Raw genomic sequence first — 20,885 nt, 5'->3', positions numbered from 1 at the left:
GCAGCTGTTGTTCAAGCATCTATTGGCCGCGCAAGAAGAGCCGATCAAGCGCTTTGAGCCCCATCTGCGTCCAGGTGGGACGACCGTGATTACATTGGTCGCTGCGCTCGGTGCGCTCCATGTCGCGCAGTAGCGCGTTCATCTCGTCGATAGTAAGCCGACGGTTGGCACGCACGCTGCCATGACAGGCCATAGTAGAGAGTAGTTCATGCACCCTAGCCTCGACTTGATGGGTACGCCCATAGCGCGCCAGCTCTTCCAGCATCTGACGCACCAGCGCCTCAGGATCAGCCTGGGCAAGTAACGCCGGCAGTTGGCGTACCAGCAGCGTCTCTGGCCCGGCGATATCCAGCTCAATACCCAGCTTGGCAATTGCCTCTTGCTCGCTCTCTGCCGTGGCCACTTCGGCCCGGCTAGCAGCAATGGAGACAGGCACTAGCAGCGGCTGCGCATCCAACCCTTTGGCAGCGGCCAGCTGTGTCTTCATGCGCTCATAGACGATTCGCTCATGGGCGGCATGCATATCCACCAGCACCAATCCCTCAGCGTTCTGGGCCAGAATATAAATGCCGTGCAACTGCCCTAGCGCAAACCCTAGTGGTGGTGGCGCAGTGGGATCGTTATCAGGCATCGCCAGGGGCGCTTCACGCACCTCACTACCTCGCTCACTGGGAGGGCTCGGCTGAGGCGTTAACAGCGTTTCTTCGTGATTGGGGTGTAGCGCCTGATAACCCTGCATAAAGCGGCGCACGCGCTCAGCACCGGGGTGGCGATCCGGCGAGTGGGTCAGCGCAATCCCCTGCTGCTGCCAGCGGGGTTGTTCGGCACCCACTTCTGAAGCTTCGCCCTGTGGCGATGCGCCTGACGTATCAGCCACCTCGGCATCATGCTCCTCTGCACTCTCAGCGGGTTTAGCCGACGCCAGGGAGTGATGGAGGCTCGAATAGAGAAAATCGTGAACCATACGACCATCACGAAAGCGCACTTCATGCTTGGTGGGGTGGACGTTGACGTCCACAACGTCTGGATCAAGCTCCAGATAAAGCACAAAGACCGGATGACGGCCGTTAAACAGCACATCACGATAGGCCTGACGCACCGCGTGGGCGACCAAACGATCACGCACCACGCGTCCATTGACAAAAAAGTACTGTTGGTCAGCCTGTGAGCGCGAGTGGGTGGGCAAGCCAACCCAGCCGCTTAGCCGAATACCGCCCGCTTCGCGCTCGATATAGCGAGCATGCTCGATAAAATTCTTGCCCAGCAGCGAGGCAATACGCCGCTCCCGGGCCGCCGCAGAGTGACCGGCGGGCAACTGGTGAATGACTTTTTGGTTATGGCGCAATACCCAGGCGATGTCGTAGCGGGATAGCGCCTGACGGCGAAATGCCTCTTCTACATGGGCAAATTCGGTCTTTTCTGTGCGCAGAAACTTGCGCCGGGCGGGGGTATTAAAAAACAGATCGCGCACGCCAACGCTGGTACCACGGGGGTGTGGCGCAGGTGTCACCCGTGCTTCCATGCCCCGCCCTTCCGCAACCACCCGCCAGCCATGGCGGGGGTCGTCTTCGGCATTGGAGATCAGCTCCAGCCGCGAGACGGAGCTAATCGATGCCAGCGCTTCACCGCGAAAGCCTAGCGAACTAACGCCCTCTAAGTCTTCCAGGCTGCCAATCTTACTGGTGGCATGGCGGGCCAGGGCCAGCGGCAAATCCTCTTCGCCAATGCCAATCCCGTCATCGCGCACTTTGATCAGCCGCGCGCCCCCTTGCTCGATCTCTACTTCGATACGCTGGCTGCCCGCATCAATAGCGTTCTCTATCAACTCTTTGGTGACCGATGAGGGGCGCTCAACCACCTCACCGGCGGCAATCTGGTTGGCCAACCGTGGGTCGAGTACCTGTATACGCGGTGCGATAGCGGTTATATCAGTCAACACGGCACCTCATGAACGGGGAATCTGTAACACTTGGCCAACGCGAATCACGTCACCATTCAGGTCATTGGCCTGCCTCAACTGATTAACCGGCACGCCATGACGCACAGCAATCGCTGACAGGGTGTCTCCCGACTGAATACGGTACTCGTTACCCGAAGGGCGACGCTGATTATCACGCTGCCAGGCAAGCAGGCTGGCCGGCGGTGGGAAGCGCTCGAAATGCTCGCGCAAACCGCTGAAGATAGCCTGAGAAAGCCCTGATTGGTGGACTGGGTCGCGTAGCCGACGCTCTTCGTCAGGGTTAGAGATAAAGCCAACCTCGATCAACAGCGAGGGGATATCGGGAGACTTCAGTACCATAAACCCAGCCTGCTCGACCCGCGACTTATGCAGCCGGTTAATGCGGCCTAACTGCTCCAATACCTGACCACCGATCGAGAGCGAGTCATTCAGCGTGGCAGTCATGGTCAAATCCAACAACACGCCGCGCAGCACCTGGTCTTTATCACGCAAGGAGAGACTGCCATCGACACCGCCGATAAGGTCGGAGCGGTTCTCACTATCCGCCAGCCACTGGGCGGTTTCCGAGGTGGCGCCGCGCTGAGAAAGCGCATAGACCGAGCTCCCTTGGGGTCTTGGGCTGGTGAAAGCATCGGCGTGTATCGAAACAAAAAAGTCGGCTTTCTGCTCACGTGCCAGTGCGGTACGCTGACGCAACCCTATATAGTAGTCACCATCCCGCACCAGCACGGCTTTAAAGCCCTCAGTACCGTTCACTTCAGCGGCTAGGCGACGGGCAATTTCCAGCACTACGTCCTTTTCCCGTGTGCCTGAAGGGCCAATCGCCCCTGGGTCTTCACCACCATGACCGGCGTCGACGGCAATAATAATATCGCGCCTTGGGTGCGGCTTGGCTTCCTGCACTTCTGTCGGCGCTGCCTCGCTAGGCGGCGCCACGCTGTCCGACAGCTGGCCTTGAGCAGATGCCCGCTGGGCCTGAATTTCCTGGTCCCGAATCATCGCCTCAATGGGGTCAATCGGATTCTCGACGGCACTCTCACCAGGATATTCGAGATCAACGACCAGTCGGTGACCGTACTGGTCGTTAGGTGTCAGGGTAAAATGGCGTGGCTCAATTTCTCGATTGAGTTCAAGCACTACCCGCAGGCCCCCACCCTCCCGCACGCCGGTACGCACCGAGGTAATTGCACTGTCGTGCAAAGGCAGCGTACTGGGGTCGGTATCCATTTGGGTATCATCTAAATCAATCACCAACCGCGCCGGGTTCTCCAGCGAAAATACGTTGGCATTAGTCGCAGCGGAGAGATCAAACACCAGCCGGGCATGATCTGGCGCCGCCCAAAGCCGCATGCTCTCTACGCTGGACGCTTGTACATCAACCGCCGCCAGGGCAAAAAAACCGGCGGCTAATAAGCGATATACACCTGCCGCTATGCCCTTCATTTCCATTGAATCACACCGTTCTCCAACTGGTCAGAACCTTCTTTACTGACTGCACTTACCTTACTTCGCAATAATTCAAGCATACGCTGACCGTTATCACTACCCGCAGCTAATGAGACTAAACGCCCTTGCGCCACTACTTCCAAGGTTAGGCGCAGGTCAGGCGCTGGCAACCACCCTTCACCGCGGCTGGGCCACTCAATAATGGTGACTGCATCGTCGGCCAGCACGTCTCGACCACCAATAAACTCAAGCTCTTCTGGATCCGCTAAGCGGTATAAATCCAGATGATAAACCCGCTGATCGTTCAACTCATAAGGCTCTACCAAGGTGTAAGTGGGGCTTTTAACCGCCCCTTGATGGCCGTAAGCCCGCAGGATGCCACGCGTTAACGTGGTTTTACCGGCACCTAGCTCACCCTCTAGATAGACGAGCCCGCGTCCTTGCAATACGTGCCCGAGAGTTTCGCCAAAAGCGACCTGGGCCTCTTCGTTGTCTAATTGCACCTGCATGTGGGCTGCCTTCACGGATTAATCAATTTTCGCGCATAGGATGCCAGATCGCTGGCCAGCAGGCCACGCTCGCCTTCTTCCGCTGCCGCGCGATCGGCCGCTAACGCATGCACCATGGCACCTAGCCAGACACTAAACTCCACCTCGCCCCGCTGAGCAACCAACGCCCCCAGCATGCCGCTAAGCACATCGCCCATGCCGCCGCTGGCCATACCGGGGTTCCCGTAAGGGCACACCACCAAACCGCTAGGCCCAGCAATTAAACTGCCCGCGCCTTTTAAAATCACCACACCACCCCGAGCGCGTTGCAGTGCCTGGGCAGCAGCGGGCCGGTCGGATTGGATATCGGCAACGGAACAGTTCAATAGTCGCGCGGCCTCACCGGGGTGTGGAGTCAAAATCCAGTTATCACGGCTAACCTCCGGCCACTGGCGCGCCAGGAGGTTAAGCCCGTCGGCATCTACCACCAGCGGCTTATCTGCCTGCAGCGCACTCTGCAGCACCGCCTGCCCCCAGGCAGCTTGGCCAAGCCCTGGCCCGACCACCACAACGTCAGCGTTACTGGGCAGTTCAGCGGCCTCAGCGCCACCGCGTACGCCATGAGCCATCACCTCCGGGCAACACACCAAACTGGCGGCAATATGTTCTGGGGCAGTCGCCAAGCTTACTTTACCCGCCCCTAAGCGGGCAGCAGCCTGACAGGCCAGCAGCGCGGCACCTCCGAAACCAGGCGCGCCGCCCATGATCAGCACATGGCCCATGTCGCCTTTATGGCTGGTACGCAGGCGTGGTGCAAAAGCCTCTGCCAGCAGCGAATCATCCAGCCGCCAAGCCGTGGGGGGAATATCGAAATAGGCCTGGGCTTTGACACCTAGGGGTCGAAAGTCGATCTCGCCAGTATAGGCAGGGGCATCACCTGTATGTAATCCAACCTTATCGCCAATAAAGGTCACCGTGCAGGAGGCCTTCACAGCAATACCCGGTACCGCACCGGTGTCGGCAACCAATCCAGAGGGAATATCAATCGCCAGGACTGGCTGCTTTGCAGCGTTGATCGTTTCAATAGCACGCTTGAAGCGCCCCTCTACTTCACCGGTCAACCCGGTACCCAGCAATGCATCAACAATCACTTCGCCGGTGAGCTCAATCCCAGCGTGCCACTCCTCGCAGCCCACGCCCGCGGATGTTGCTAATTCTGCGGCACGGGCCGCGTCGCCGCTGAGCTCTTCGACGGACTTAAGGGTTATCCGCTGCACTTTGAGGCCCGACTGCATGGCTAGCGCTGCCAGCACGTGACCATCGCCACCGTTGTTGCCACTCCCACATAGCACGGTGATACTACGTGCTTGTGGCCAGCGGGAGCGGAAGCTGTGCCAGGCGCTTGAGGCGGCGCGCTGCATCAATGCAAAGCCATCGATACCCCCGGCGATCGTGCGCCGATCGAGTTCCTGAACCTGGGCGGCTTTATAGAGGGGGCGTAGCATGGAAGTATTCGGGACTGTCACGATCGCTCCTTTCACATGTTTTGATGGCTGCCAATGCGTTAGCATAGCGCGCTTAATGCCTTGCTGTTGATTGACTATGTCGAATTCCACTGCCTTTGCACGTTCTGATGGTGCAATGACTGACCAGAAACTTGCTCGCCTTGCCGACCTGATTAAAACCTGGGGGCGAGAGCTGGGTTTTCAGCAGGTGGGCATCACCGATACTGAACTGTCGGCTCATGAAGACCACCTCGACGCGTGGCTGGAAAAGGGCTACCACGGCGAAATGGGCTTTATGGCCAAGCATGGCACCAAGCGCACTCGCCCAGAGGAGCTGGAACCCGGCACTCAACGCATTATCAGCGTGCGTATGGATTACCTGCCCGCCGAGGTGGAGAGCACCAAGGTGCTCGGTCAGCCCAACCGCGCCTATGTATCGCGCTACGCCCTTGGCCGTGATTATCACAAGCTAATCCGCAAACGGTTAGCCCTATTAGCAAAAAAAATTGAGCAGGAAGTCGGCAGCTTCGGTTACCGCGCTTTTGTCGACTCAGCGCCGGTGATGGAACGCGCCCTGGCTCAAAAAGCGGGGCTCGGCTGGTTTGGCAAAAACGCCATGCTGCTCAACCCCAAGGCGGGTTCGCTGTTTTTTGTTGGCGAACTCTATACTGACCTTCCATTGCCCATTGACGCACCGTTTGAGCACGAACACTGCGGTAGCTGTAACGCGTGCAAAGTGGCCTGCCCCACCGGTGCCATTGTTGACGATAAAGTGATCGACTCGCGCAAGTGCATTTCGTATCTCACTATTGAGTTGCACGGGGCGATTCCAGTCGAGTTTCGTCGCGCCATGGGCAACCGTATTTACGGCTGCGATGACTGCCAATTGGTATGCCCTTTTACGCGTTTTACCCATATTACCCAGGAAGATGACTTTGCGCCGCGCCATGACCTGGATCGCGCATCGCTTATTAGCCTGTTTGGCTGGGGCGAAGCGGAGTTTCTGGATAAAACCGCTGGCAGCCCCATTCGGCGCATTGGCTACCAGCGCTGGCTGCGCAATATCGCCATTGGCCTGGGCAACGCGCCCTGGAGCGAGGCCGTTGAAGCCGCGCTCTTGGCGCGCAGAGCCTACCCAAGCTCGCTGGTGCGTGAACACGTCGCCTGGGCGCTTGAGGAGCAGCGCCTCAAACGCGGTGAGCTAATTACTACTGACGGGCCTTAAGCGCTTACTCTTCTTCGTCGCTGCGCTGATCAACGCGTAAAAATGTATTGCGGTAGTGGGCCAGCTCAGCAATCGACTCTTTAATATCGTCCATGGCCAAGTGCACATTCTGTTTACTAAAGCCCGCCAGCGCACCGGGGTTCCAGCGTTTGGCCACTTCTTTTATGGTAGACACATCAAGATTGCGGTAGTGGAAAAAGTTGAGCAACGCAGGCATTTCACGCTCGAGAAAACGACGATCCTGATGGATGCTGTTGCCACACATGGGCGACGAACCTGCCACTGCGTACTGCTGCAAAAACGCCAGGGTTTGCTGCTCAGCTTCAGCGGTTTCCACTTGGCTTGCCTTCACGCGTGCGACTAAGCCTGATTCGCCGTGGGTTTTCTGGTTCCAGTCATCCATCTGCGCCAGCAGACTATCGGGCTGCTTCACCGCAATAACCGGCCCCTCGGCGACCACATTCAAATCCGCATCTGTAATGAGCGTGGCTACTTCAATGATGCGCTCTTTATTAGGATCGAGACCGGTCATCTCTAGATCAATCCACACCAGCAGATCATTCCGCGGCGCTGTTTTTCCTTCTGTTGCACCCGTCGTATCGTTGCTCATTACCGTTATCCTTTTGCCTAAATGGCTATTCAAATCATGCCATTGTGCCTTAAATTTACGCTTACAGTTAAACAAGGGCCTGTGGACGTTTCAGCGTGAATCACGACGAAACGTCCACAGGCCCTATAAATTCTCGCACTTTAACACGAGAGGAAACAGTTCCGCATCTGCCGCTGAAGCTATATCATCAGCAAACTATGCCGTTTTAATTATGGGTAAAGATTCACAAGCAGATCTCTGATTTAATTGGCATTTAAGTAGAAACAATGTTCACAAGATCGCCGTCACCCTTGGAAAGTTTATTAATATTGCGTGCCATCGTTAACTGGCGGCGCTTTACCGTACCGTGTGTCCATCCTGACATGTGCGGGGTCATAATCACGTTGTCTAATTCATGGAAAGGAAGAGAAGCGGGTAAAGGGTTAGACTCTGAGCCTGCTGGATAGACATACCAAGTATCTATGACCGCGCTAGCAATTCTCGACTCATTTAGGGCATCAAATAACGCTTTCTCATCAACCACGCGGCCACGACCAACATTGACAAAAACAGCGCTCCTCTTCATATCTTTAAACTCTTTTTGACCAATAAAACCTTCAGTATCTTTAGACAGCGGAAGCGTATTAACGACAATATCGACATCTTTCAACATAGAAGATAGATCATCAAAAGCATAATATTTTTTTATTTGGTTAGACGCTTCAACTATGCTCCTATTTGCTATTGAAACATCCATTCCAAAAGCATGAGCTCGACTTGCCAATTCTTTCCCAATATGTCCAAAACCGATGATACCTATGGATTCAGAAGATAGCTCAGTGCGTAGGCCTGATGCACCACCAGCCCAATACTCCCAGTCACCATGTCTTAATTTTTTATCAGCATCCGCTAGAGGAACATGTCTCAGCAGCAGAGCTGATATAATATACTCAACGATGGCTTGCTCATGGCCAAAACAATTACAGACCGTTGTTGTGCTTGGAAGCAGAGAGAGGTCTAAACCGTCATAACCAGCGCCTGGGACATGAAACAACTTTGTTTTTGTTAAAGTAGGTAGCGATGAATCATGTTTGACACCAACAATGACATCGGCACCGGCATAGCAAGCAATATCTTCTTCGGATTCGAGCGTATCTGGCAACAGTTTTATGGTGTGATCGTCCTCAAGAAGGGATTCAAAATTGCTAAAAAATGTTTGTGCATTTTTGCCATGAAAGACTATGTCCATGGAAGCTCCAGTATTGTTATTAAATTAAGGTTGTTTAAATTCCATTCTTACATCAAAGACACTAGGAGGTAATTCATCGCTTAAAACCGGCAACATATCTTTCACAAAGTCAATAAGCTTATCAGATGCCAGTGCGGCTTGTTCTGGCTTACCGGAAAGTATGGCATCCAGGACAGCGATATGACCTTCCACGGTACTATCAAGACTTTCCCCACCGGCAGTATAGGAATGATAAACCCAGCCAATTCTTCGAAAAATAGTATGCAGAGGTCTAAGCGTATACTGTAGAAAAGGCTCACCGCACGCGGAAAGCACCATTTGGTCTATTTTGCTATCATAAGCATTGAATTCAGAGATAGTTAAAGACTCACTTGTTTTTAACAAGTTAGCTATGTGGCGAAACTGTCTTCTTTGCGCGTCGCTTGCCCTTTGACTAGCCAGCGATATAACAAACCTTTCAAGGTCTCGACGTAAGTCAAGCAGTAATGAAGCACGAGACAAGTCTATTGGTGAAATCTGGACACCTTGTCGCGGATGAATAATCATTAACGTATCAGCAGCCAAACGAGTTGTCGCCTGATACACCGGCATTCGATTAAAGCCTGTCATCGTTTGTAAGTCTTGAATCCTAAGATGGCTGCCTGGCTTTAGCTCGCAGGTGACAATGAGTTCTTCAAGCTTATCATAGGCGAGATCAAGCAGGTTCTGACCCGCATTACTAGTTTTATTGCTCATATCTATTCAGCCATTGTTATCGGACAAAACTTGCCTATTTTTCCATACATAAGCTCGCCAAATAAAATATTATACTTGGTAAATAAACAAAAATACTCATCACACCTTTCATAGCAAATACAAATCTAACATTCAATCAACCTCTATCAAAAAAAGCACAACAAATTACCATGTAAAAACTCATTTTCCGTCAAAATCAAGCTGAACTTTCATGGATTTTTCACGCAGAGAAGCTAGATCGAAAGCAGACTTTGCCTCTCCAAAAGGTATAACTGAAGATACGAAAGGTTTTAAATCAACCACCTTTCTATCAATAAGATCAGCTGCCTGGGAAAATTCCTCGTCAAAGCGGAAGCTCCCCATCATCTTAACCTCCTTAGCAACCGCTAAATTTAAGGGAAATGAAATCTCACCACCTAAACCGACCAAAATAATAATACCGCCGGGCTTAATAATCTCTAATGCCGACGCAAGTGCTTTGGGGCTACCCGAGCATTCAAAGATAACATCTTGGCTACCCTTCCCGTGAGCAAGGGAGGTCAACGCATCTGGTTGGCTATTGAGATTAACACTACGATGCGCACCTAATTGAGCCGCAATCGCTAAAGGAGCATCAGAAAGATCTGTCGCGGTAATATATTGAGCCCCAGCACGAGCAGCAGAAAGTACCGTTAAGCAGCCAATCGGCCCGCATCCCGAGACTAATACGTTACTCCCGACCAAAGAGCCTGCTTGGCGTACAGCATGGAGGCAAACGGCTAAAGGCTCTGCGCAAGCAGCATATGTCAGGTCAGTATCGGGTTGTAGCGGGTAGAGTTGTTGGGCTGGAATCGTTACATTTTGGCGAAACAACCCCTGTTGATGAGGAAAACGCATGGCACTTCCAAAAAAACGCATGTCTTCGCATTGGTTTCGTTGGCCATTTTGACAGTACTGGCATATGCCACAAGGCATAGAAGGATTCACAGCCACCTTATCGCCCACTTTCAAATGTGAAACACCTATGCCAAGTTCCGCGACAACACCAGCTACTTCATGCCCTAGAACCATAGGCTCTTGCAACCTTACCGCACCAAAACCGCCGTTATGGAAGTAATGAAGGTCAGAGCCGCAAATACCACCTTTACTAATCGTTATTTTTGCTTCACCTGAACCAGGCGGATGCGCTTCTTGATGCTCTTCGACGCGCAAGTCACCGGGGGAGTGTATAACTATTGTTTGCATAAAGGCCCCCTATAGCACTGATATCATGCCGCCATCAGCATAAATTATTTGTCCATTAACATAGGCTGAAGCAGCGGAGCTAAGGTAAATGGCTGTTCCTGCGAGTTCCTCAGGCTTTCCCCAACGACGGGCAGGTGTTCGGCTTTTTACCCATGCATCAAAATCTGGGTTTGAGGTTAGGGCTTCATTCATATCAGTCAACATATAACCAGGCCCAATGGCGTTAGCCTGGATACCATGCTCTCCCCACTCAGCAGCCATGGCTTTAGTCAGCATTTTAACGCCGCCCTTGGCTACCGTGTAGGGAGCAACCGTTGCCCGGGCTAGCTCACTGGTTAGGGAACCTATATTAATTATCTTGCCGTAACCACGCTCAATCATTCTTTTTGCCGCTTCTCTGCCGACAACAAAAGCTGAGGTTAAATTAGTATCTATTACACGGTGCCAATCGGATGTTTCAAGCTCAACCATCGGCTTTCTAAACTGCACTCCGGCATTATTAATCAAAATGTCAATATTGATACCAGCTTTATCGAATTTAGCGAAGGCTGATTTAACCTCGCTTTCATCGGTGACATCAAAAGCAGCGATTTCGACATGATAGCCACTCTGAGTCATCTCTCTTTCAGCAACTTCTAGTCGCTCTCGGTTCATTCCGTTAAGGATGATCGAAGCTCCAGCACTGGCAAGCCCCTCGGCAAAAGCGCGACCCAAGCCCCGTGAAGAGCCGGTAATGAGAGCGGTTTTGCCTGTTAAATCAAAAAGATTCGTTGCCATGGGTATCTCCTTTAAAGTGACGTTTTTCTCACGCTCAAATCGGAGCGTTTAAAGAAAGTGGGCAGAAGCTCAACGCCAAGCCCTGGCCCCTCCATGGGGTATACAAAGCCATTCTCGATTTTGGGTACAACCGTTACCAACTCGGTGTACCAGCCTCGATAAAAAGCTCTTACACTCTCCTGAATGAGCGTGTTTGGCTGACTAAACGACATATGAATGGCGGCCACAAATCCAACCGGGCCAATACAGTCATGAGGAGCAAAAGGGCGATGCCAGGTTTCGGCAAGGGAGGCTATTTTGCGCCCTTCTGTTAACCCCCCAGTCCAGCAGAGATCGACCATAACCACATGGGTTGCGTCACGATCCAGCATGTCTTTATAGGGCCAACGAGAACCAAGCGTTTCACTGGCACACGTCCAAACAGAGGTAGAAGCGGCAAACTCAGCAAGTGCTTGCGGTGAGTTCATTCGGATGGGGTCTTCATACCAAGTGGGATTAAATTGCTCCAATTCCTTAGCAATATTTTTTGCAGTAGGTAAATTCCACTGAGAATGGAACTCAACCATAATGTCCATATCATCGCCAACGGCCTTACGTATTTCTTCGAAGGGCTTTATGGCTTTTTTCATTTGCGGTGAGGTGATGTACTGGCCACGCGTTTCAGCAGCAATAGGGTCAAATGGCCAGATTTTCATTGCCGTAATACCCGACTCCAGGAGATTTTCAGCTAACTGCGCTGGGCGGTTCATAAAGCCGTCCAGATCCTCATAAGGCCCCTCTGAGGCACCTATATTCCAATTTGAAACCGGCTTGATATTGTTGGTTCGAACGTAACGATAACCTGCGCAAGTGTTATATATACGAATTTTCTCCCAACAAAGCCCCCCTAACATTTGGTGGACTGGCTGGTTACATACTTTACCAAAGATATCCCAGAGAGCTATGTCGATAGCAGAGGCTGCGCGGTATTCAGCGCCTGTTGAAGACTGTGCCATGGGGAGTGATACCATCTCTTTGTGCAAAGCCTCAATATGAAGAGGATCTTTGCCCAACAATCGCTCGGAAAGTGTTTCGTGTATATGGGCCTCTACAGCCCCAGCACCATAAAATGTTTCACCTAAACCGACGATACCAGCATCCGTTTCAACGTGTACCCAAAGCACATTGAAAAATTCTTTTAGTCGATATGTTTTTATCGCTGTTATTTTCATTTTTAATCCTTTTTAGCTGAGTGCGGCAGGCAACCAAAGTGCTATACCAGGAAAAGCCAACATAAATACCAGTATTGCTATTTGTATAAGCATAAATGGCCAAAGCGAAGCGTATATTGTTTGAAGGCTGATCTCAGGTGGGGCAACACTTTTTAAATAAAATGCAGCCGGCCCAAATGGAGGTGACAAAAATGCAACTTGCATCGTTAGTGAAAAGAGCACACCAAACCATACTGGGTCATAACCTAAATGAGTTACAATTGGTACAAAAATAGGAATTGTAAGAAGCAGTATTCCAATCCAATCCATAAACAGTCCAAGCACAAAAAACACTAGCATCATAACCAAGATTGTTGCAAAAGGAGAAATACCTAGCCCAGCAATAAAGCTAGTAACATACTGTTGCCCCCCTGAGAGATTGTATATTCCAATTAATACCGCTGCGCCAAAAGTTACCCATAAAATGATACCGCATGACAGGAGCGTCCTTTTAAGCGCTTGCCACACTAACTCTTTGCAAAGCTCTTTGCGCGCATATATCACCATAAGGGTGGCGCCCACAGCGACCCCGGCTGCTTCTGTAATTGATGTTACTCCTCCATAGATGCACCCAAACACGATAAAAATTAGCAACAGAAACGGAAGGAAACCATGAATGATGTCCTTCCAACCAATGGCTTCGACTTCTACTTTATCGGGCATTGGGGCTAGGTTTGGATTTAACGTACAACGAATATAGATATAAGCATAATAGGCAAGCGCTAATACAAAGCCTGGAACAAATGAAGCGAGAAACAATTTATGCACTGAGACTTCGGCTGTGAGCCCATAAACAATTAGCACAATTGACGGAGGGATCATTGTCCCCAAGGAACCGCCAGCACAGATCACTCCAATTGCCAGTTTTTTATCATAGTTAAGCCTCAACATTTGAGGTAGTGCCACTAGACCGAGCAGAACAATCTCACCACCTATGATACCGCTTATGGCAGCCATAAAGATGGATATAACAAGCGTAACGGTCATTACGCCACCTTTTCGGTGTCCAAATAGTTTATTGAGACTATTGTAAAGGTCGTGGGCTATTCTCGATCTTTCTAACAGCGTTGCCATAAATATAAACAACGGAATAGAGAGTAACGCATACTCAGTAGCCAGCCCATATATCGTTTTGTGGGCAATGGCGATGACGGGAGTACCATAATTAAAGTAAGCGATTGTGATCGCAAGAGAGCCCGCAGCAAAGGCCAGCGGCACACCTATGGCCATCAGAAATAGAACGCCAAGAACAAGTACTAGGGTAATTAACTCAATCGACACGTCCCTTCTCCTCAGCCAGTGAGCGAGTGTCGATCCCCCGCATATTGTTGACGAAATTGATAATCGCGTAGATCGCTATTATCAGTGCTGCGCACACTATGGCAGGCTTGACTGTCGCAGGTATGGGAGGGTTCCAAGCGGTACCAAAGCGCTCCCACGTTGACAATGCTTTCCATGAACTGGGCCAACCGAACCAGGATACCGCCAAGCAGTAAGTAAGCACGCAAATAAGCTGGATACAGTCGAATACTCGCTTTAGCCAAGATGGCGAAGCGTCATATAAGACGGTAATACGGAGGTGTTGGTCGAGCTGCATTGCATAGACACCTGCCGCCGCATAAAGAATCGCAGATAACCAAAGTGCCAGCTCATTGGCCCAAAGGGTGGGAGCTTTAAATATATACCTGGCTAACACTTCGTAAAAAGTGACGGCCACAATCACGAGTAGCAGCAAAGAAAAAAGTGCCGTTATTGTTTTTGCAATCGATGACTTATGCTTAGCAGGTGGCATAGAGTCTCTCCTTGAGTAAGCCGAGGCCTAATGGCCTCGGTTTATTGGCATTTTCATCTATTCAAGGATGCCTATTTTCGTCATATAGGCGATATGTGAATCGTACGCGGCTTTCGCTTCAGGACTACGTGTCGACCAATCTTCCCACACTGCTTGAGCTGCTTCCCTGAATACCTGACGGTCTTCCTCGCTCCAATCGTGTAGAGTTACACCTTCTTGTCTAAGTTCTACTGCTGCTTGACGATCGAGCATCGTGGAGTCTTGAACTATCTCCAATGCAATGGTATCCAGAGCAGAACGAAGTATTTGTTGCTCTGCTTCACTAAGGCTATTCCACTTTTCAAGATTCATCGCCACGTGCTCAATGGGCATTGAATGAAAACCCGGATAAGTAGCATGCTCTGCTATATCGTAGAGACCTAAACCTTTATTCACTGCCAAGGTGGATGCATCCGCGCCGGAAACGGTTCCTGTGGACATCGCCGTAAACACTTCACCAAAAGGCATTACAACTGGGCCAGCTCCCAAACTTGCAAATATTTCAGACTCCATACCAGGAGGAGAGCGGAACTTCCAACCATCTATATCTTCTATCCCCGCTAACTCAGTAGTCGAGCTGAGCGCTTCAGGAGTCGCGACAAACACTCCAACCAAGTGCATATCAAACTTGTGATATAGTTCGTTAGCTAGCTCTAATCCACCTCCATCTTTATACCAACCGATTAACTCGTGAGGTGTGTTGTACCCTCCCATGATATCGCCATAAAATTGAAAGGCTGGATTTTTACCCGTTATATATCCTGCCCCTGTTGCATCACCATCAATAATTCCCATGCTGGCTGACTCAAATGCCTCAGACGCTTTCACTACTGCTGAGTCAGTATGCATTTTTATATCTAAACTACCGCCTGACATTTCGTTTGCCAAATCGGCAAATCTAATAAGAGCCTCCCCTTGTAGCGATGAGGAACTATGATGCGTTTGAAAGTTAAGCGTTGTTACATCTTGCGCGTAACTGTTGGTTAAAGGCGTGAGTAAAGCAATGCCAAGCGCTGCTACGATAGATCTTTTTATAGTTTTCATAAGCTGCTCCATGTTTGCGATGCATGCTGTGATATATCACAAAATATTAATAGCAGCCCTCAGATTGCTGTGTCAAATAGCCCTTGGTGAAGATTTTTTAAAGACCCATAAAAAGACTAGTGAGACCTATGCTTATACAACCCTATAATTCATCCTGGCTCAGAACATAAAATGTATAAGAATACATTTTATGTTATATAAAACACTTCCTTACGAGAGCCACTCCGATTTCAGGTGCATACGACATAAGGTCATCTGATTTGACGCCCACAGTAAATGCGTAGTGAGCAGCTACAATGCCTTATACTAATTGATGAGTGCTCTTGAGACATTTCACCAGACAGAGCGAGCGCACAACCTTCGCGAATCTCACCTTTAGCACGGTTACGATACCTTGTAATGCTTAGCCTTTAGGTGTTGATGAGAGCACTGCAATGAGTAGCAGAATTGAATGCAACCTGAATAGTGAAAAACAAAATAATACTTAAGGAGCCTCTGATTAACGTAATGAGCGAAGGCCAGACAAGGCAAAAATCAACGAAAAAGCGGAGTTTACGGGTTGTAAATGAGCATTTTGATCGGACTCGCGCACGAGACGATTTTTAACGCCGTATGGCCGAGCGCAATAGTTAATCAGAGGTTTCTTAAATAACACTGTAAATAGACCCATCAAGCAGCTACCAAGGAGAGCTTGGCTACTTGATGGCATCTTTGATAAGTACAATCACACCTTTGATAGGTACAATGACATCTATTGTAGCGATCATCAGGTGGTCATGAGCAAACGTAAATTAAGTCGCCAGCAGCAGTGGCGAGTCGAGAAAGTCCAGGCGGAACGTGCCCAGCGCGCCGAAAAGCGCGATGTGCAAGACGCTGAAAAACTCGCCGCCGGTGAATACGGTGCCGAACAGCCGGGCCGTGTCGTTGCTCACTTTGGACGCACCCTGGAGGTGCGCAATAGCGATAATGAACCGGTGCGCTGTCACTTACGCGCCAACTTGGATGGCCTAGTTACCGGCGACAGAGTGATATGGCGCGCAGGGCAAGAAGGCTCCGGCGTGGTGGTGGCACGGGAAGAGCGCGACAGCGTGCTAAAGCGCCCCGACGCTCGCGGCCTGCTCAAACCGGTGGCCGCCAATATTGATCAGCTATTGATCGTATTTGCGGTCGAACCCGCACCTCACGCCAACCTTATCGATCGCTATCTGGTCGCCGCCGAGGCCACCGGTATAGCGCCAGTGCTGGTGCTCAATAAAACCGACCTGCTGCCAGAAGATGGCGGCGAGTTAGGCAAATTATTAGAACGCTACCGCGATTTGGGCTATCCCGTCGTACGCACCACCACCGCTACCGAAACCGGGCTGGATGATCTGCGCAGCCAGCTTGAAGGCCGCACCTCGGTATTCGTCGGTCAAAGCGGCGTGGGCAAATCTTCGCTAATCGACCTGCTGCTACCCGATGAAACCCTGCGCATTGGCGCGCTCTCGGAAGACTCGCGCAAAGGTACTCACACCACCACCACGGCACGCCTCTATACCATGAGTCGCGCTGAAGTGGCCGACGGCGATCTCATCGACTCACCGGGTATTCGCGAGTTTGGCCTGGTGCACCTCAACGAGCAGGAAGTCACCGACGGCTTTATTGAGTTTCACGACTATATTGGTCACTGCCGCTTCCGCGACTGCCGCCACCGCAATGAGCCAGGCTGTGCTTTACTCGCAGCGGTCGAGGCAGGCAAGATTCATCCAGCACGCTTTACCAGCTACCGGCGCATACTTGATAGCTTGGATAGCTAGGATTTAGAGGAGTTACTCATGAGCACCGAAAGCCAATCGTCGGAATCCAACCTGCTGCCGCTAATCGTTGAGCCTGAACAGCTGCAGGAACATTTGGATGACCCACAGCTGCTGATTATCGATGTACCGGTCAACGGCGATAGCTATCGCCAGGGCCATGTGCCTGGGGCTATCTTCCTCGATTTTCGCTACTTGATGCGCGGTGAAGGGCCTGTGCCCAGCGACGTTCCCAGCGTCGAGGCGCTATCAAGGCTGTTCAGTGCCCTGGGCTTAACCCGCGATACTCACGTGGTCGCTTACGACGACGAAGGCGGCGGCTGGGCGGCACGGTTACTGTGGACGCTAGACCTGATCGGCCACACTCGCTACTCCTATTTGAACGGCGGCATTCACGCCTGGCGCGATGCGGGCCTGGAAGAGAGCACAGAACCGACCGCCCCAACCCCCAGCGAATACCACGCTGAGTTTCTCAACCCCCAAGCCCTGATTACCTGCGACGAAATCAAAGAAAAGCTCGATGATAGGCAGTTTGCGGTATGGGATGCGCGCTCCAAAGATGAGTACGATGGCTTACGCGGTAACAACAAGCACCTGGGCCATATTCCGGGGGCGGTCAATATGGATTGGCTCCATGCCATGGATCGCAACCGCGCGCTACGTATACGCGATTACGCCGAGCTGATCACCGAGCTAGGCGCCCTGGGCCTCACGCCCGACATGGAAATTGCCACCCACTGCCAAAGCCACCACCGCAGCAGCTTCACCTGGCTGGTCGGCAAGGCACTGGGCTTTAATATGCGCGGCTACGCGGGTTCCTGGGGTGAATGGGGCAACCGCGACGACACACCGATTGAGAAGTGAAAATATTACTGTGACCCTTTCCCAAAAAGCCTTTTCACTACTCCAATATCCGCTGCCTCACCACGCGATCTCGCGCCTAACCGGGCAGTTCGCCCAGTGTGACAATCCCTGGGTGAAAAACACCTTGATTGAAACGTTTATCAAGCGCTTCAACGTTGATATGAGCCAGGCGCTAGAGCCAGACCCCACCGCCTACGCTACGTTCAACGACTTTTTCACCCGTGCGCTCAAAGCGGATGCCCGCCCACTGGGCGATGGCATCCTCAGCCCCGCCGACGGCACGCTCTCCCAATACGGACGCCTACAGGCCGGACAACTGGTGCAGGCCAAAGGCCACACCTACTCCGCGCAAACCCTGCTCGGCGGCGATACGGCACTGGCAGAAGAGTTCTTAGGCGGCAGCTTTGCCACCGTTTACCTCTCCCCTCGGGACTACCACCGGGTGCACATGCCGGTGACGGGTACGCTTAGGGAAATGATCTACGTGCCGGGGCGACTATTCTCGGTCAACCAAGCCACTGCCAACTGCGTGTCAGGCCTCTTCGCCCGCAACGAGCGCTTAGTATGTATCTTTGATACCGAGCACGGCCCCATGGCGATGGTACTGGTTGGTGCGATGATCGTCGCTGCCATCGAAACCGTCTGGTCAGGGCAGGTGACGCCGCTTGCGGGCTGCCCTCAGCGCACACAATTTAGCCAACCTATCACACTTGAAAAAGGCGCTGAGATGGGCCGCTTCAAGCTCGGCTCAACGGTGGTGATGTGTTTCGCCAAGCCGCCCAATTTCGCAAACAATCCGCTGGGCAGCATGGTGCAGATGGGGCAAACGCTGGGAGCTTATTGATGACCTTTCCCCCTGAACGACCTAGGTCGAAGCACTAGCCGCACCTGAGAGGAAGAGCTCGACACAGCGTCGAGCTCGAGCGTTGCACCGCGTCTCGTCAAGACGCACATGGCGACCAAGCAGAGCGTCAATGTGCCATTCACCAAGCAACATTCCCATAAACATACCGGCCGCTTCACGCGGATCGTAGAGGTCAAGACGGCCGCTATCCACCTGCTCGCTTAAGTAAGCAGCTAGCGCCTGACGGGTCTGGTCGGGGCCGCGAGTGAGAAACAGCTCACCAAGCTCCGGAGCCCGTTCGGCCTCAAAGGCTAAGCCGCGAACTAAACGGATCACGCCCGGCTCGAACACCAACGTCAGCATTCGGCGGCCTAGCTCGTACAGCACCTGCTCTAGGGCTTGGTGATCCCGTCGCCCCTCCTCCAGCACTGCCCAAGCGGTGGAGATATGACGCTCCATCGCCGCTGTGAATAATCCCTCCTTGTTACCGAACTGCTTATACAGCGTCGCCAAAGATCCGCCGGCGCGGGCAACCACTTCGTTAACGCTGGCACCGGCATAGCCCTGTTCAAGAAAAACATCCCGGGCAGCGTCCAGCAGACGTTCACGGCGCGCCACGCCGCGCGACGTTACGCCATCAGTTATGTTGGGATCTGGCGTGGTTGAGCGTGGCATTGACACTCCTATAGAGGTATATAAAGAAGGATTAATTATAAAGACGCGGCGCACAGAAGTAATATTTTTTGCCCTGGAAATGTAATGTAGCATTCATTACACTATTTGTCTTTTTCCCAAGGGAGGTGTCTTTGCCTCACAGGGAGCCCCTAGCAGGAGCGCTATTGCCTTAAGGAGTGGTCATGACATCGAATACTAAGCCGGGCGAGCCCCCGGATGAGCGCCAAAGCAGCCATACCGTCGCGGGTCAAGATGCCCACTCCAGCGGCAAAACTAGCCGCAAGTTACTCGCTATGGTGGCGGGGGTTATCGTCCTGGCGGCGCTAATTTGGTGGGGCATGGGCTGGTGGCAAACCGGGCGCTTCATGGAAGAGACCGACAATGCCTATGTGCGCACCGACAGCGTCGCGGTACGCGCCGAGCTATCAGCGCGGGTCGTCGAGGTGGCGGTAGATGATAACCAAACGGTCAAGCAAGGCGATCTGCTGATACGTCTAGACGCCGAGAGCTACCGCGACCAGGTGACCCAGGCCGAGGCCCAGCAGGCAGTGGCCGCAGCCTCAATCGCCCAATCACACCGCCAGGTAGATTTGCAGCAGGCGGCTATCGATCAGGCCACGGCTCAGCAGCAGGCGGCCCAGGCTAATCTTGACCAGGCGCGCCAGCATCTGGAGCGCTCCTCATCGCTTGCCGCCAACAACTATGGCTCCCGTCAGCAGCGCGAAGATGACCAGGCCGCACTGAGTGTCGCCCAGGCAAAGCTTGCCGAAAGCCAAGCAGCGGTTGTCTCGGCCAGGCGGCAGCTAGCCGTTGCCGAGAGCGACGTGACCCGCGCTGAAGCCAATCTGGACGCCGCTAGCGCCGATCTTGACTATGCTCGCCACCAGTTGGATAAGACCCGCATCGTCGCCCCCCGGGACGGCGTGATTGGCAATCTACGCGTTGAGGTCGGCACCTTAGCGCAGCCGTCGCTGACGCTTTTGCAACTGGTACCCATCGAGTCGGCCTACGTGGCAGCCAACTTTAAGGAGACCCAGCTCGAACGGATTCGCGTCGGCCAGCCAGTCGCGGTGCATTTGGATGCCTACCCGGATATTACCTACGAAGGCATCGTCGACAGCCTGTCGCCAGCCACCGGCACCGAGTTCAGCCTGCTGCCCCAGGACAATGCCACCGGCAATTTCAACAAAATCGTCCAGCGGGTGCCGGTCAAGATCCGCGTCACCGGCCCCACCGAGGCGCTGAGCCAACTGCGCGCCGGGCTATCGGCCGTGCCCGAGATCGATACTCGTCATCTTGAACCACAAAATGACTCCCGCCCTGCCAAGCAGTTGGCAGCGGAGCGGCCCAAGTCATGAGCGAGACGGCCGCCGGCTCGGTGACGGG

19 protein-coding genes are annotated in these 20,885 nt (G+C 52.6%); 5 read left to right on the top strand and 14 right to left on the bottom strand.

Annotation, left to right across the window (positions count from 1 at the left end; all coding sequences use genetic code 11):
• Positions 1-19 precede the first annotated feature (19 nt).
• The 4 genes from mutL to RO22_RS08140 are packed head-to-tail and all read right to left on the bottom strand — an operon-like array spanning position 20 to position 5,399.
• On the bottom strand, positions 20-1,927 hold the full coding sequence (gene mutL, locus RO22_RS08155; RefSeq protein WP_041158154.1) for a DNA mismatch repair endonuclease MutL: 1,908 nt from the start codon (positions 1,925-1,927) through the stop codon (positions 20-22).
• A gap of 18 nt (positions 1,928-1,945) precedes the next feature.
• On the bottom strand, positions 1,946-3,409 hold the full coding sequence (locus RO22_RS08150; protein ID WP_041158036.1) for an N-acetylmuramoyl-L-alanine amidase: 1,464 nt from the start codon (positions 3,407-3,409) through the stop codon (positions 1,946-1,948).
• Entirely contained in the window at positions 3,400-3,915 is a 516-nt protein-coding gene (gene tsaE / locus RO22_RS08145; protein ID WP_039859770.1) for a tRNA (adenosine(37)-N6)-threonylcarbamoyltransferase complex ATPase subunit type 1 TsaE, read from the bottom strand. The genes RO22_RS08150 and tsaE overlap by 10 nt, the downstream gene beginning before the upstream one ends.
• A gap of 11 nt (positions 3,916-3,926) precedes the next feature.
• Positions 3,927-5,399, bottom strand: coding sequence for a bifunctional ADP-dependent NAD(P)H-hydrate dehydratase/NAD(P)H-hydrate epimerase (locus tag RO22_RS08140; protein ID WP_041158035.1), 1,473 nt, complete (start codon positions 5,397-5,399; stop codon positions 3,927-3,929).
• A gap of 97 nt (positions 5,400-5,496) precedes the next feature.
• Between RO22_RS08140 and queG the strand changes: the two genes are divergently transcribed.
• A complete protein-coding gene (queG, locus tag RO22_RS08135; RefSeq protein ID WP_411906188.1) occupies positions 5,497-6,624 on the top strand; it encodes a tRNA epoxyqueuosine(34) reductase QueG in 1,128 nt (375 codons plus the stop codon).
• A 4-nt stretch (positions 6,625-6,628) separates the two neighbouring features.
• Here the strand turns inward: queG and orn are convergent, their stop codons facing one another.
• The 9 genes from orn to RO22_RS08090 all read right to left on the bottom strand — a co-directional run bounded on the left by orn (position 6,629) and on the right by RO22_RS08090 (position 15,323).
• A complete protein-coding gene (gene orn / locus RO22_RS08130; protein ID WP_039859766.1) occupies positions 6,629-7,234 on the bottom strand; it encodes an oligoribonuclease in 606 nt (201 codons plus the stop codon).
• 253 nt (positions 7,235-7,487) lie between these two features.
• Positions 7,488-8,462, bottom strand: a complete 975-nt coding sequence (locus tag RO22_RS08125; protein ID WP_009287756.1) for a 2-hydroxyacid dehydrogenase — start codon at positions 8,460-8,462, stop codon at positions 7,488-7,490.
• 24 nt (positions 8,463-8,486) lie between these two features.
• Positions 8,487-9,197, bottom strand: coding sequence for a GntR family transcriptional regulator (locus tag RO22_RS08120; RefSeq protein ID WP_022523974.1), 711 nt, complete (start codon positions 9,195-9,197; stop codon positions 8,487-8,489).
• Between the two features lie 180 nt (positions 9,198-9,377).
• Positions 9,378-10,421 carry an L-idonate 5-dehydrogenase gene (locus RO22_RS08115; RefSeq protein ID WP_041158032.1) on the bottom strand — a complete coding sequence of 348 codons (1,044 nt, stop codon included), beginning with the start codon at positions 10,419-10,421 and terminating at the stop codon, positions 9,378-9,380.
• A 9-nt stretch (positions 10,422-10,430) separates the two neighbouring features.
• Entirely contained in the window at positions 10,431-11,198 is a 768-nt protein-coding gene (locus tag RO22_RS08110) for an SDR family oxidoreductase (RefSeq protein ID WP_041158031.1), read from the bottom strand.
• Between the two features lie 11 nt (positions 11,199-11,209).
• On the bottom strand, positions 11,210-12,409 hold the full coding sequence (locus RO22_RS08105; protein ID WP_041158030.1) for a mandelate racemase/muconate lactonizing enzyme family protein: 1,200 nt from the start codon (positions 12,407-12,409) through the stop codon (positions 11,210-11,212).
• A gap of 12 nt (positions 12,410-12,421) precedes the next feature.
• Positions 12,422-13,729 (bottom strand): TRAP transporter large permease subunit, encoded by a 1,308-nt coding sequence (locus tag RO22_RS08100; protein ID WP_027959056.1) that lies wholly within the window; start codon positions 13,727-13,729, stop codon positions 12,422-12,424.
• A complete protein-coding gene (locus RO22_RS08095) occupies positions 13,719-14,240 on the bottom strand; it encodes a TRAP transporter small permease subunit (RefSeq protein ID WP_041158029.1) in 522 nt (173 codons plus the stop codon). The genes RO22_RS08100 and RO22_RS08095 overlap by 11 nt, the downstream gene beginning before the upstream one ends.
• A gap of 57 nt (positions 14,241-14,297) precedes the next feature.
• On the bottom strand, positions 14,298-15,323 hold the full coding sequence (locus RO22_RS08090) for a TRAP transporter substrate-binding protein (RefSeq protein WP_027959055.1): 1,026 nt from the start codon (positions 15,321-15,323) through the stop codon (positions 14,298-14,300).
• A gap of 776 nt (positions 15,324-16,099) precedes the next feature.
• On the opposite strand from RO22_RS08090, the gene rsgA reads away from it, so the two are divergent.
• From rsgA to asd, 3 genes are read left to right on the top strand one after another with little or no spacing between them, the layout of a single operon-like run.
• On the top strand, positions 16,100-17,119 hold the full coding sequence (gene rsgA, locus RO22_RS08085) for a small ribosomal subunit biogenesis GTPase RsgA (protein WP_022523982.1): 1,020 nt from the start codon (positions 16,100-16,102) through the stop codon (positions 17,117-17,119).
• Between the two features lie 18 nt (positions 17,120-17,137).
• Positions 17,138-17,980, top strand: a complete 843-nt coding sequence (locus RO22_RS08080) for a sulfurtransferase (protein WP_022523983.1) — start codon at positions 17,138-17,140, stop codon at positions 17,978-17,980.
• A 10-nt stretch (positions 17,981-17,990) separates the two neighbouring features.
• Positions 17,991-18,824: an archaetidylserine decarboxylase gene (asd, locus tag RO22_RS08075; RefSeq protein WP_041158028.1), complete on the top strand. Its 834-nt coding sequence runs from the start codon at positions 17,991-17,993 to the stop codon at positions 18,822-18,824.
• A 21-nt stretch (positions 18,825-18,845) separates the two neighbouring features.
• Here the strand turns inward: asd and RO22_RS08070 are convergent, their stop codons facing one another.
• Positions 18,846-19,499 (bottom strand): TetR/AcrR family transcriptional regulator, encoded by a 654-nt coding sequence (locus RO22_RS08070; protein ID WP_041158027.1) that lies wholly within the window; start codon positions 19,497-19,499, stop codon positions 18,846-18,848.
• 182 nt (positions 19,500-19,681) lie between these two features.
• Here RO22_RS08070 and RO22_RS08065 point away from each other — a divergent pair, with 182 nt between their 5' ends.
• Positions 19,682-20,857: an HlyD family secretion protein gene (locus RO22_RS08065; RefSeq protein ID WP_052475562.1), complete on the top strand. Its 1,176-nt coding sequence runs from the start codon at positions 19,682-19,684 to the stop codon at positions 20,855-20,857.
• Positions 20,858-20,885 lie beyond the last annotated feature (28 nt).

Source organism: Halomonas sp. KHS3 (genome assembly GCF_000830495.1).
GTDB lineage: Bacteria > Pseudomonadota > Gammaproteobacteria > Pseudomonadales > Halomonadaceae > Vreelandella > Vreelandella titanicae.
This window is presented reverse-complemented; position numbering and strand designations above follow the sequence as displayed.